This window comes from Roseicyclus salinarum (assembly GCF_029624655.1).
In the GTDB taxonomy this organism is placed as follows: Bacteria; Pseudomonadota; Alphaproteobacteria; order Rhodobacterales; family Rhodobacteraceae; genus Roseibacterium; species Roseibacterium salinarum.
The window spans coordinates 1-13,123 of the sequence record NZ_JARRSA010000049.1 but is presented as its reverse complement, the minus strand read 5'-3'; the positions used below and the strand labels follow the sequence as shown (position 1 = coordinate 13,123).

The 13,123-nt window shown below is 68.1% G+C and carries 11 protein-coding genes; 6 read left to right on the top strand and 5 right to left on the bottom strand.

Translation table 11 applies throughout. The features are described 5' to 3' along the window. Positions 1–47 precede the first annotated feature (47 nt). The 4 genes from P6F26_RS19190 to P6F26_RS19175 form a co-directional block, all read right to left on the bottom strand. On the bottom strand, positions 48–932 hold the full coding sequence (locus tag P6F26_RS19190) for an MBL fold metallo-hydrolase (RefSeq protein WP_278030314.1): 885 nt from the start codon (positions 930–932) through the stop codon (positions 48–50). A 20-nt stretch (positions 933–952) separates the two neighbouring features. Beyond that, positions 953–1,390 carry a DUF6691 family protein gene (locus P6F26_RS19185; protein ID WP_278030313.1) on the bottom strand — a complete coding sequence of 146 codons (438 nt, stop codon included), beginning with the start codon at positions 1,388–1,390 and terminating at the stop codon, positions 953–955. A 4-nt stretch (positions 1,391–1,394) separates the two neighbouring features. Next, positions 1,395–1,829 (bottom strand): YeeE/YedE family protein, encoded by a 435-nt coding sequence (locus P6F26_RS19180; protein ID WP_278030312.1) that lies wholly within the window; start codon positions 1,827–1,829, stop codon positions 1,395–1,397. A gap of 254 nt (positions 1,830–2,083) precedes the next feature. Beyond that, on the bottom strand, positions 2,084–2,755 hold the full coding sequence (locus P6F26_RS19175) for a Crp/Fnr family transcriptional regulator (protein WP_278030311.1): 672 nt from the start codon (positions 2,753–2,755) through the stop codon (positions 2,084–2,086). A 156-nt stretch (positions 2,756–2,911) separates the two neighbouring features. On the opposite strand from P6F26_RS19175, the gene P6F26_RS19170 reads away from it, so the two are divergent. The 6 genes from P6F26_RS19170 (at position 2,912) to P6F26_RS19145 (ending at position 11,077) form a co-directional block, all read left to right on the top strand. After that, the gene (locus P6F26_RS19170) at positions 2,912–4,501 is read left to right on the top strand and encodes an ABC transporter substrate-binding protein (RefSeq protein WP_430736769.1); all 1,590 of its coding nucleotides are present in this window, start codon (positions 2,912–2,914) and stop codon (positions 4,499–4,501) included. Between the two features lie 279 nt (positions 4,502–4,780). Continuing rightward, positions 4,781–6,328 (top strand): ABC transporter substrate-binding protein, encoded by a 1,548-nt coding sequence (locus tag P6F26_RS19165; protein ID WP_430736768.1) that lies wholly within the window; start codon positions 4,781–4,783, stop codon positions 6,326–6,328. Positions 6,329–6,421: 93 nt separating this feature from the next. After that, entirely contained in the window at positions 6,422–7,351 is a 930-nt protein-coding gene (locus P6F26_RS19160; RefSeq protein WP_278030310.1) for a glutathione S-transferase family protein, read from the top strand. A 92-nt stretch (positions 7,352–7,443) separates the two neighbouring features. Continuing rightward, a complete protein-coding gene (locus P6F26_RS19155; RefSeq protein WP_278030309.1) occupies positions 7,444–8,418 on the top strand; it encodes an ABC transporter permease in 975 nt (324 codons plus the stop codon). Further along, the gene (locus P6F26_RS19150) at positions 8,418–9,371 is read left to right on the top strand and encodes an ABC transporter permease (protein ID WP_278030308.1); all 954 of its coding nucleotides are present in this window, start codon (positions 8,418–8,420) and stop codon (positions 9,369–9,371) included. Before P6F26_RS19155 ends, P6F26_RS19150 begins: the two co-directional genes overlap by 1 nt. Continuing rightward, positions 9,371–11,077 (top strand): ABC transporter ATP-binding protein, encoded by a 1,707-nt coding sequence (locus P6F26_RS19145; protein ID WP_278030307.1) that lies wholly within the window; start codon positions 9,371–9,373, stop codon positions 11,075–11,077. The genes P6F26_RS19150 and P6F26_RS19145 overlap by 1 nt, the downstream gene beginning before the upstream one ends. Positions 11,078–11,678: 601 nt before the next feature. Here the strand turns inward: P6F26_RS19145 and P6F26_RS19140 are convergent. Further along, the gene (locus P6F26_RS19140; protein WP_278030306.1) at positions 11,679–12,983 is read right to left on the bottom strand and encodes an NAD(P)/FAD-dependent oxidoreductase; all 1,305 of its coding nucleotides are present in this window, start codon (positions 12,981–12,983) and stop codon (positions 11,679–11,681) included. Positions 12,984–13,123: the final 140 nt, after the last annotated feature.

Genomic DNA, 13,123 nt, shown 5'->3' with positions numbered 1-13,123 from the left:
GGGGGCGCCGTTCGCGCCCCCGCGGAGACCGGGCCTCGGCGCCCCGGTCAGAGCGCGTTGACCGGAACCTTCAGCATCGGGCGCCCGTCGCGGTCCTTCGGCACCTCGCCCGCGCGCATGTTGACCTGCAGCGAGGGGATGATGAGCTTCGGCATGTCGAGCGTCGCGTCGCGCTCGGTGCGGAACTTCACGAACTCTTCCTTCGACTTGCCGCTGCCGACGTGGATGTTGAACTTCTTCTCGTCGCCCACGGTCGTCTCCCACTGGATGTCGCGTCCGTTCGGGCCGTAGTCGTGGCACATGAACAGGCGCGTCTCGTCGGGTAGGTCGAGCACCTTCTGGATCGACTCGTAGAGCGTGGCCGCGTCGCCGCCGGGGAAGTCGGCCCGCGCCGAGCCGCCGTCGGGCATGAACAGCGTGTCGCCCACGAAGGCCGCGTCGCCCATCACATGCGTCATGCAGGCGGGCGTGTGGCCCGGCGTGTAGATCGCGAAGGCGCGCAGGCCGCCGATCTCGTAGGTGTCGCCGTCGTCGAAGAGGGCATCGAACTGGCTGCCGTCGCGCTGGAACTCGGTGCCTTCGTTGAAGACCTTGCCGAAGGTGTCCTGCACCACGGTGATGTTGCGGCCGATGCCGATCTTGCCGCCCAGCTTCTCCTGGATGTAGGGCGCGGCCGAAAGGTGGTCGGCGTGGACGTGCGTCTCGATCAGCCACTCGACCTTCAGGCCCTTCTCGCTGACGTAGTCGATGATGCGGTCGGCGCTGTCGTAGGTGATGCGGCCGGCGGCGTAGTCGATGTCCATGACGCTGTCGACGATCGCGCAGCTGTCCGAGTTGGGGTCCTTCACGACATAGGAGATCGTGTTGGTTGCGGGGTCGAAGAACGGCTCGACCTCGGGGCGGACGTTCATGTTCACGGGATAGTCGGTCATTTTCACTCTCCTCCGGATGATCAGGATGCCGCGGCGGACCTGGGCCGCGACAGGGATTGGACGAAGCGGGCGGCGAAGATGCCCGCGAGCATTGCGCCCACGAAGACGAGGACCTCGGGGCGGCCGGTGCCGAGGGCGGGCAGGGCGCCGCCCGGGCAGAAGCCCGCGATGCCCCAGCCGACGCCGAACGCCGCCGAGCCGCCGAGCAGGCGCGCGTCGAGCTTGCGCGCGGTGGGCAGGTTGAAGCGGCCCTCGAAGATCGGCCGCTGCCGTCCCAGCACCAGGCGGTAGCCGATGAAGGTCACGATCACGGCACCGCCCATCACGAAGGCCAGCGACGGATCCCAGGTGCCCGCGACGTCGAAGAAATTGATGACCTTCGCGGGGTTGGACATGCCCGACACCACGATGCCGGTGCCGAAGATCACGCCGATGAGGTAGACGAGGATCAGGTGCATCTTGTCAGCCTCCGATCACGTGGCGGACGACGTAGACGGTCGCCGCGGTGGTTGCCATGAAGGTGAGCGTCGCCGCGATCGACCGCGGCGAAAGCCGCGCCAGCCCGCAGACGCCGTGGCCGGACGTGCAGCCCGATCCGTAGGAGACGCCGGCGCCCACGATCAGACCGCCGAGGATCAGCATCGGCGTGGAGGCCGGGACGGTGATCTGGGGCATTCCGCCCGTGACGAGCCAATAGACCGAGGGACCGGTGACCATGCCCAGAAGGATGGCGACGCGCCAGCTCGCGTCCTGCAGCGAGGCGGGGGCGAAGATCCCCGTGAGGATGCCCGTCGCGCCCATCACGCGGCCGAGGACCAGCATGAGCAGGACGGCGGAAAGCCCGATGAGGATGCCGCCTCCGAGCGATTGCCATGGAGTGAAGGCGGTTTCTAGCATGGGTGTCTCCCTACACGATGTTGCGCGTTGAGTTCGTTGATCAGGGTCATTTTCGATGGCTCCTGCCTGTTCGCGAGAGGATGAATAGCGATTCCCGCGCCGGCGATCAGTGACCTAGTCACACAAGGCCGACGCGATCGCGCCCGGCAAGAGGGCGCGATCGTCATGATTTTGATTAAATTGGGTTTTCCGGGTGCGGGTGGCGCGGAATTATTTCCTGCCGTGGCGGCCGGTGCGGCGGGGCGCGCGCCGTCTCAGCTTTCGGCGAGCTTGCGCAGCGCGTCGCAGTCGAGGATCTCGACCGTGCCGCGCCCGAGGCTGACCCATCCGCGGCGCTGGAATTCGGCCAGCTGGCGCGAGATCACTTCGCGCGCGGTGCCAAGTTCGGCGGCGAGCTGGGCATGCGTCGCCTTGAGCACGCCCGTGTCGGCGCGTTCGACGATCTTCTGCGCCAGCCGGATGTCCATGCGCCGGAAGGCGATGTCCTCGATGACGTGGAACAGGTCTGTCATCCGCCGCGAGTAGGCGGTGAAGACGAAGGTGCGGAATTCCTTGGACGTCGCGATGAGGTCGTCGAACACGGCGCGCGGCACCGCGGCGGCCACGATGTCGGTCTCGGCGATCCCCTCGGCGGTGTAGTCCTCGTAGGCGAGCATGCAGGCCGTCGTCATCACGCAGCTTTCCCCCGCCGTGACCCGGTAGAGCACCACCTCGCGCCCGTTCTCGGCCAGCTGCTGGACGCGCACGGTGCCCTTCAGCATCAGGAGCATGTTCTCGGGCGACTTGCCGGGGCCGAAGATGACCGTGCCCGCGGGAATGCGGATCACCTGGCTACGCGACGTCAGCACGTCGCGCAGGCGCGGCTCCAGCCGGCTGAGGCCGGCGAAGCGGTCGATCCAGTCCCTGTCCTCTGCCGCAAGCGCCATCGCTGGTTTCCTCGTGGTGCAGCCGTTCATCATCATGCATCTATTCGCGGCAGACGACAAATCCATCCGCCTCGGATGCGGGGCGCGTGGCTGGACAAGCGGCAATTCCTAATCATACTCGCCGCCGGTCAACAAAACGAACAGGGAGACCAATCAATGACCATGCGTGTTGCCGCCTTCGGTGCGGCACTACTGGCCACCACGGCGCTCACCGCGGCCGGGGCCTCGGCCGAGACGCTGCGCTGGGCGCGGGCTGCCGAGGCGCTGACCCTCGATCCGCATTCGCAGAACGAGGGCCCGACCACGACGCTGATGCACCAGATCTACGAACCGCTGATCGTGCGGAACATGGAAGGCGCGATGGAGCCCGGGCTCGCCACCTCGTGGGAGCCGTCGGCCGATGACGGAAACGTCTGGGTCTTCACGCTCCGCGAGGGCGTGACGTTCCACGGCGGCGAGGACTTCGACAGCGCAGACGCGGTCTTCTCGCTGAACCGCGCGATGTCGGAGGCCTCGAACTTCAAGGAACTCCTCAGCTCGGTCTCCGAGGTTCGCGCGACCGGCCCCTACACGCTGGAGATCGTCACCGACGGCCCGAACCCGCTTCTGCCCAACAACCTCACCAACATCATGATGATGGACGAGGGCTGGGCCACGGCGAACGACGCTGTCGAGGTGCAGGACTACGCCGCCGGAGAAGACACGTTCTCGGCGCGCAACACCAACGGCACCGGGCCCTACGTCCTGCAAAGCCGCGAGGCCGACGTGCGCACCGTCCTCGGCGCGAACCCCGACTACTGGGGGATCGGGCAGTTCCCGCTGGCTGCGAGCGAGATCATCTTCACGCCGATCCAGAACCCGGCGACCCGCGTCGCCGCACTTCTGACCGGCGAGGTCGACTTCATCCAGGACGTGCCGGTGCAGGACCTCGAGCGGGTCGCGTCGGCCGAGGGCATCGACGTGATCACCGCGCCGCAGAACCGCGTGATCTTCTTCGGCATGGACGTGGCGTCCGAGGATCTCGAAAGCGACAGCGTCGAGGGTGCCAACCCCTTCGCCGACGTGCGGGTCCGCCAGGCCATCGACATCGCCATCAACCGCGAGGCCATCCAGCAGGTCGTGATGCGCGGCCAGTCCGAGCCCGCGGGCGTGATCATGCCTCCGCCGGTCGCCGGCTGGACCCCGGAGCTCGACGAATACCCCGCCTACGACATCGAGGCGGCGCGTGCGCTGATGGCGGACGCCGGCTACGGCGACGGCTTCTCGGTGCAGCTCGACTGCCCCAACGACCGCTACGTCAACGACGAGGCGATCTGCCAGGCCGCCGTCGGGATGCTCGCCCAGATCGGCATCACCGTGAACCTCTCGGCCCTGCCGCGGGCGCAGCACTTCCCGCTGATCGCCAATGACGAGACGGACTTCTACCTGCTGGGCTGGGGCGTTCCGACCTACGATTCGGAATACGTCTTCAACTTCCTCTACCACACCAGGACCGAGGGCCGCGGCAGCTGGAACGGCACCGGCTACTCCAACCCCGAGATGGACGAGATGATCGTCTCGCTCGCCTCGGAGGTCGATCTCGCGGCGCGTGACCAGACCGTCGCGGACCTCTGGGAGATGGCCGAGGCCGAGACGATCTACATCCCGATCCACAACCAGATCCTCAACTGGGGCATCTCGGATGGCTGGGAGACCGTTGTGGACGCCGACGATTCGGTGAAGTTCAAGTACTTCGAAGCCGAATGACACAAGGGACGGACCGGGGCCGCATGCCTCCGGTCCGTCCGACCCCCGGCGCCTGGGATGCCGCGGGCCGGCGACACAGGCGCCAGTGACACGGGCGCCATCTACACGGGCGGCAGTTTCACGGGCGCCAGTGACGCGCGCGCGATTCCGTCATGCCCCCACTGTCACGTCCATGTGAGCGGCTTTCGCTCGCCAGGCGGGCGCAAATGCGTCAGCCTGTCGGGGGCACGAAGGGGGGTGTGAGATGCGCATCCTCCCGCACCGAGGGAGGATCACCTGATGACGAGACCCATGTTCGCCGTCGCCATGGCGGCGGCACTTGCCTTTCCTGCGGGCGCCGAGACGTTCCGCTGGGCCGGAACGACGGACCCCCAGACGATGGACCCGCACGCGGTCAGCTCGGCGCCGGTGCTGGGCTTTCTCAACAACGTCTACGAAGGCCTCGTCCGGCGCGGGCCCGACATGGCCATCGAGCCGTCGCTCGCCACCTCGTGGGAGCCGATCGGCGAGGGCGAGGGCTGGCGCTTCACGCTGCGCGAGGGCGTGACGTTCCACGACGGTGCGGAGTTCAGCGCCGAGGACGTCGTGTTCTCCTACGAGCGCGCCGCCTCCGAGGCGTCCGACGTGCGCAGCTGGTTCGCGCCCGTGTCCGAGGTCGTGGCGGTGGACGACTTCACCGTCGACATCATGACGACCTCGCCGCAGCCGCTGTTTCCCGACAGCATCGCGAACTGGATGATGCTGGACGCGGGCTGGGCCGGGGCGAACGCCGCCGAGCGCCCGTCGCGCGACACCGAGAATTTCGCCACGCGCAACGCCAACGGCACCGGCGCATTCCGCCTCGTGGAGCGTCAGCCCGACCTCCTGACCGTGCTGGAGCCCTTCGAGGGCTGGTGGGGCGAGGTCGAGCATGACGTCACGCGGGCCGAATTCACGCCGATCCAGAACTCGGCCACGGCGGTGGCGGCGCTGCTGTCGGGGGAGGTCGACCTGATCGAGCCAGTCCCGGTGCAGGACGCCGAGCGGGTCGACGCCAACGATGGCACGCGGGTGATCCGCGGCATCGAGAGCCGCGTCATCATGCTGGGCTTCGCTCATGACCACGAGACGCTGAGAAACGGGGCGGCGAACCCCTTTGCCGACGTGCGCGTCCGCCGCGCGGTGGCCCATGCGGTCAACGTCCCCGCGATCCTGCAGACGATCATGCGCGGCTCGGCCGAACCCGCCTCGCAGCTGGTCGCGGCCGGCACGAGTGGCTATTCGCCGGCGCATGACGCGCGCCCCGACCTCGACCTCGACGCGGCGCGCGCGCTGCTGGCCGAGGCGGGATACCCCGACGGTTTCGCCTTCGACTTCTCCTGCACCAACGACCGCTACCTCAACGACGAGCAGGTCTGCCAGGCGATCGTCGCGATGCTGGCGCAGGTGGGGATGACCGCGACGCTCGACGCGATGCCGGTGTCGAACTACTGGCCCGAGCTGCGCGCGGACAACTTCGACATGTATCTCCTGGGCTGGTCGCCCGGGACCTTCGACGCCGAGCACCCGATCCGCTTTCTCGTGCACACCGCCGGGGAGCGGCTCGGCACGTGGAACTTCGGCGGCTATTCCAGCGCGCGCATCGACGCGCTCCTGCCGGTGATGCAGTCCGAGATCGACCCCGTGGCGCGGCAGGCGGCGATGGAGGAGGCCGCGGGCATCATCCAGGACGACATGGTCTACGTCCCGCTCTACGTTCAGCCGCTTCTGTGGGGCGTGCGCGAGGGGGTCGAGGTGACGCAGCGGCCCGACAACTTCCTGATCCTGCGCTGGGTGCGGATGGAGTGACGGGAGGGCGCGGCGGAGGCCCCCTTGCGGGAGCCACCGCCGCGCCGGACCTGCGGCCTTGCGTATTTGGAGAAAGATGAAGGGGCGGGGACCATGGGCCTGATGATCGAAGGGACCTACCATGCGGAGGATCCGGGCCCGGACACGGTTCTGGACGGCGCGTTCCGCCGGGCGAAGTCTACCATCCGGCACCGGATCACGCGCGACGGGTCGAGCGGCTTTCCCGCCGAGGCCGGGCGCTATCACCTGCACGTGGCGTGGAACTGCCCCTGGGCGCACCGCACGCTGCTGGCGCGGGTGGAGAAGGGGCTGGAGGAGGCGATCGACGTCTCCTTCGCGCGGCCGAGGCGCACGGCGGACGGATGGGTCTTCGACCCGGAGGGGCCGTTTTGCGACAGGCTCAAGGGAGCGGCGGCGCTTCACGAGGTCTATGCCGCGGATGCCGATCCCTATACCGGGCGGGTGACGGTGCCGCTTCTGTGGGACCGGGTGCGCGACCGCGCGGTGTCGAACGAGAGCGCGGACATCGTGCGGATGCTGAACGACGCCTTCGACGGCCCCGACCTCGCGCCGCCCGATCTTCTGGGCGAGATCGAGGCGTGGAACGCGCGGATCTACCGCGATGTGAACAACGGCGTCTACCGCGCCGGTTTCGCCCGCACGCAGGAGGCCTACGACGTGGCGGTGCGGGAGGTCTTCGCGGCGCTCGACGAGATCGAGGCGGTGCTGGAGCGCCAGCCCTGGCTGTGCGGGACGCGGTTCACCGAAGCCGACCTGCGCCTCTTTCCGACGCTGGCGCGCTTCGACGTGGCCTACCACTACGCCTTCAAGTGCAACATCCGTCGGCTGACGGACTATCCCAACCTCTGGGACTACGCGCGGCGCATCCATCACCGGCCGGGCGTCGCGGCGACGGTGGACTTCGACATCTACAAGCAGGGATACTTTTCGCCCTCCGAGCTTCGGAATCCGCTCGGGATCGTGCCGGCGGGGCCGCGGATCGACTGGAGCCTGGGCGTTTGAGGCGCGCGGGGCCTTGGCGAAGCGTCAGGGCTTGACCCTTCGCGCGCTAACGTGCAGCACCCATCAATCCGCGCAAACGGGACGCAAGGCAGATGCTCAGCTACATCCTGAAACGGGTCTTCCAGTCGGTTCTGGTCCTGCTGGTCGTGGGCCTCGTGGCTTTCGCCATGTTCCGCTTCGTGGGCGACCCGGTCGACACGATGCTGGGGCAGGAGCGCACGATGGAGGACATCGAGCGCCTGCGCGAAAGCCTCGGCCTCAACAAGCCGTTCTTCGTGCAGTACTGGGATTTCCTCGTGCGCGCGGTGCAGGGGGATCTGGGGATCTCCTACCGGCAGGGACGGCCCGTGGCCGAGATCATCGCCGAGCGCCTGCCCGCGACGCTGGAGCTGGCCGCCGTCTCGGGGGCCTTCGCGCTGGTTTTCGGGATCGTCTTCGGCATCTTCACCGCGATCCGGCGCGACGGTTTCGCCGCGAACGCCATCATGTCGCTGTCGCTGGTGGGGGTCTCGCTGCCCACGTTCCTGATCGGGATCCTGCTGATCTACGTCTTCGCGGTCGAACTGTCTTGGCTGCCGAGCTTCGGGCGCGGCGAGGTCGTGCAGCTCGGCGGCTGGTCGACGGGTTTCCTGACGCGGTCCGGTCTGGTGGCGCTGATCCTGCCGTCGATCACGCTAGGGCTCTACCAGATGACGCTGATCATGCGGCTGGTGCGTTCGGAGATGCTGGAGGTCATGCGGCAGGACTACATCCGCTTCGCCCGCGCCCGCGGGTTGAAGGACCGGGCGATCCATTTCCGCCACGCGCTCAAGAACACGCTGGTGCCGGTGATCACGGTGACCGGCCTGCAGCTGGGATCGATCATCGCCTTCGCGATCATCACCGAGACCGTGTTCCAGTGGCCGGGGGTGGGTCTTCTGTTCATCAACGCGATCCAGTTCGTCGACATCCCCGTGATGGCGGCCTACCTGATGCTGATCTCGGTCATGTTCGTGGGCATCAACCTGGTCGTCGACCTTCTTTATGTCGCGATCGATCCGCGGCTGCGCGCAGACGGGAAAAGCTGATGTCCGACGCCCCCTACACCCCCGAGACCGAGCGCGCGCGCTCGCGGCTGATGATGGCCTGGGACAGCGACGTCGCGCATTCGTTCCGACGCTCGCCCGTGGCGCTCATCTCGACCGCGGTGACGCTTCTGCTGATCCTGTCGGCGGTCTTCGCGCCCCTGATCGCGCCGCACGATCCGTTCAACCCCGCCACGCTGAACCTGATGAACGGCTTCACCGCGCCGGGCGAGGCCAACATGTTCACCGGGGAGACCTTCCTGCTGGGCACCGACGACCAGGGGCGGGACGTGTTCTCGACCATCCTCTACGGGCTTCGGGTATCGCTGTTCGTGGGTTTCGCGGCGGTCGCCTTCGCGCTTGTGCTGGGCGTGACGCTGGGCCTGATCGCGGGCTACGTCGGCGGCTGGGTCGAGACGGTGATCATGCGGATCGCGGATGTCCAGCTGACCTTCCCCGCCATCCTCGTGGCGATGCTGATCTTCGGCGTGGCCAAGGGGATCACGCCGCCCGAGTACCGCAACGACGTGGCGATCTGGGTTCTGATCATCGCCATCGGCCTTTCGGACTGGGTCCAGTTCGCCCGCGTGGTGCGCGGCGCCACGCTGGTCGAGCGCTCGAAGGAATACGTGCAGGCCGCGCGCCTGATCGGGCGGTCGCCCTTCTCGATCATGCTGCGCCACATCCTGCCGAACGTGCTGTCGCCGGTTCTGGTCATCGCCACGATCTCGCTCGCGCTCGCCATCATCGCCGAGGCCACGCTGTCCTTCCTCGGGGTGGGCGCGCCGCCGACCGAGCCCTCGCTCGGCACGCTCATCCGGATCGGGCAGGGGTTCCTGTTCTCGGGCGAGTGGTGGATCCTGTTCTTCCCGGCGCTGACGCTTCTGGCGCTGGCCCTGTCGGTGAACCTTCTTGGCGACTGGCTGCGCGACGCGCTGAACCCGAGGCTGCGCTGATGTCCCTTCTCGAGATCGAAAACCTCACGGTCGAGTTTCCAACCCGGCGCGAGACCTTCGTGGCCGTCAAGGACGCCCACCTCACGGTCGAGCCCGGCCAGATCCACGGCCTCGTGGGCGAAAGCGGCGCGGGAAAGTCGACCATCGGCGCGGCCGTCATGGGTCTTCTGGAGCGGCCGGGGCGCATCGCGAACGGCATCATCCGCTTCCGCGGCGATGAGATCTCGGGCCTCGACGCCGAGGCCATGCAGGCGCTCAGGGGCCGCAGGATCTCGATGATCTTCCAGGACCCGCTGACCTCGCTGAACCCGCTTTTCACGGTCAGGCAGCAGCTGGTCGAGACGATCCAGGCGCATCTGAAACTGAGCGAGGCCGAGGCCGGAAAACGCGCGGTCGAGCTGATCGCAAGGGTCGGCATTCCCGATCCGGAGACGCGCGTGAACCAGTATCCGCACCAGTTCTCGGGCGGGATGCGCCAGCGGGTCGTCATCGCGCTCGCGCTCTGCTCGGAGCCCGACGTGATCATCGCCGACGAGCCTACGACCGCGCTCGACGTGTCGATCCAGGCGCAGATCCTCGACCTGATCAAGGAACTCGCGCGCGAGCGTCAGGTGGGCGTGATCCTGATCACCCACGACATGGGCGTGATCGCCGACACGACGGACGAGGTCACGGTCATGTATCGCGGCGAGGTCGTCGAAAGCGGGCCGACGGGCGACGTGCTGGGCCGCCCGCAGCACCCCTATACCAGGTCGCTCATCGCCGCGGTGCCGCGCCCGACGGTGAAGCTGAACCGCTTTCCGCTGATCTCCTATGGCGGGCGCGTGACCGAATTCCGCATCGAGGACCTCGCGCGGAGCTGGCCGATCGACACCTCCGAGCGCGGCAAGCCGCTGATCGAGGCCGAGGGCATCACCAAGCGGTTCGTGTCGAGCGGGGCGATCCTGCCGTCGCGGAGGGAGTACTTCACCGCCGTGGACGAGGCGCGCTTCGAGATCCGGCAGGGCGAGGTCTTCGGGCTGGTGGGCGAAAGCGGCTCGGGCAAGTCGACGATCGCACGTATGATCGCGGGTCTCTACCGCGTCGATGGGGGCGCGGTGCGCTACCGGGGGCAGGACGTGACGGCGGGCCGCAAGGGCGTGCCGGACTGGTATCGCCGCGAGATCCAGATGATCTTCCAGGATCCCTATTCCTCGCTCAATCCGCGGATGCGCGTGGATGCCATCGTGGCCGAGCCCGCGCGCCATCACGGCATCCTCGCGGGCGATGCGCTCAAGGCGCGGGTGGCCGAGCTGCTCGACCGCGTCGGTCTCGGCGCGGCGGCGGGCCTGAAGTATCCGCACGAGTTCTCCGGCGGCCAGCGGCAGCGCATCTCGATCGCGCGCGCGCTCGCCACGCAGCCGAAGTTCCTGATCTGCGACGAGCCGACGAGCGCGCTCGATGTGTCGATCCAGGCGCAGATCCTGAACATCCTCAAGGACCTGCAGGAACACCTGAACCTCACCATGCTGTTCATCAGCCATGATCTGCCGGTGGTGCGCCAGATGTGCGACCGGGTCGGAGTGATGAAGGACGGCAAGCTCGTCGAAGTGGCGGAGACGGAGACGCTGTTCGCCGATCCCCGGCACCCCTACACGCAGCACCTGCTGTCGCTTATGCCTCGGCTCGACGGCCTCAGCGACGAGGGCCTCGCCGTCGTCGCATGAGCCCGTCCGCCCGAGGCGCGGAAACGCTCACGCGGAGGGTCGGCCATGCGGGCAGGCGGTCGATCCTGCATGCTCCCAGGATACACCACGCGCGACAGGAGGCGGCCCCGCGCCCTGAAGTCGGGCGTCTCCGGCGCGCCGGGATCGGGGTCGGCGGCCTTGTCGCGCTCGGTGAAGCGCTCCCCCAGGACCGGCATCGCGCCGCCATGGGCCCGGACCCTGTTGCGCCCGTCGATCGCCCTCGGCGTCTGATCGAATTGAAAGCAGCCGCCGGCACGTTCCGAAAGCTGCATCGGATCGGGCGTCGGGATGTTCGGATGGTCGGCCAGCGGACCTTTATCTTGCGCCTCTCGCCCGCGGCAGCCGGCACAGGCCATCGGGTATCGCGTGCGTCCGGCCTGCGCGCCGAAAGAGAGCGCTCCGGCAATCGCAAGAACGACGGTCATCGAGCCGCCCCCTTTCGCCGGACAAACCCGTGGCCGGGAAATCTGGTCCCGAACCGCAGTTCTATGCCGTGCAATGAAATCGAGTCCGAACCGCTGTCCTGTCGCCGCCGCCCACCGCGCGCGCAAGGTGGCCGCGGCGACGCCCGACATGAGACCTACCCGAGCACCGAAAAGCTCGACTGCGCGTTGATCTCGCGCCTGCGCGAGAAGAACCCGGCGTCGATCTCGTGCCCGATCCGGTCGAGCCGGAATCTCAGCGGCTGCGCGTCATGGTCGTGGCCCGCCTCGCAATACGAGATCAGCGCGGCCATCAGCCGGCCCGCAACGGGCGCGTTCTTGTACTGGTTCCCGCTGGTCCCGCAGGCCATGTAGAACCCCGGCAGGCACGAGCGGTCGTAGATCGGGATCCAGTCGCTCGAGGCATCGTAAAGCTCGACCACCCCGCGCATCCGGCTGGGAATGCCCAGCGTGGGCACCCGCTGGGCATAGCGCAGCGCCTGGGTCGTCCACTGGTCGGTGAAGTCCGCGTTCCAGTCGCGGTCATCCACCCAGTCATGCGGGTCGCAGGCGGGATCCTCCGACCCGATCAGGATGTTGTTCCCCCGCGCGGGACGGCAATAGCAGGCGATGTCGCTGTCCGAGACGATGATGCCGTCCGTTTCGAAATCGAACCCCTCGGGCGCGGGGACATGCACCACCTCCTGGCGCAGCGGGCGCGTCCCGATGGTCATGTCGCCGGTGACGCCGGCCATCTCGTTGATCCTTCGGCTGGCGGGGCCGGCCACGTTGACGACGACGGGGGCGTGGATCTCGTCGCCATCCGCAAGCCGCACGCCCGCGACCCGGCCGCCCTGCGTCAGGATCTCCGCGACCTCCGCGTTGAACCGCAGGCGGGCGCCCGCCCTCCGCGCCGCGGCCGCGATGTTCTGTGCCGACAGGGCGGGATCGGTCACGTAGCCCGCCGTCGGCCAGAAGACGCCGCCCGAAAGCGTTCCGCCCGTGGGCTCGCCGAAGGCCGGGTCGTCCATCCGTTTCGCGGGGGCGAACCGCTCGAGACTGTAGATCGGCAGCCGCTCCGTGATCCGCGCCGCCGTCCATTCCTCGTAGGGACAGCCCAGCGTTTCGCTCATCTCGATGTGCCGCGCGAGCCGGCCATTGGCCTCGGTCTTCATCACCAGGCACCCGGTCTGCCTGAACTCCGCCAGGACCTCGTCCTGCGGCGCCCCGAGGTAGTCTCGCCACGCCGCCCAGTCGTGAAACCCCTCCCAGGCCATCGCGCATCCCTCGAGCGTAGAATAGTGCACCCGGACGATCGCGCAGGACCCCGCCGTCGATCCATGTCCGGCCGCCCCCTTCGCGTCGAGGCACAGGACATCCCGCCCGTCCCTGGCGAGTTCGTGGGCGACGGCCGCGCCGATGACGCCGGCTCCGATCACGATGGCATCCGCCGTTCCGGCCATGTCCGTTCTCCCTCGGCTCTGGACTGTCGCCTCAGCCTGCGGCGGCGCGGCCCGCGGCGCAAGCCTCTCGCGTCGCGGCCCCGGTCTTCATCTTTCCCCAAATACGCGCACGGGGGAGCGCGAGGGGGCAGGGCCCCCTC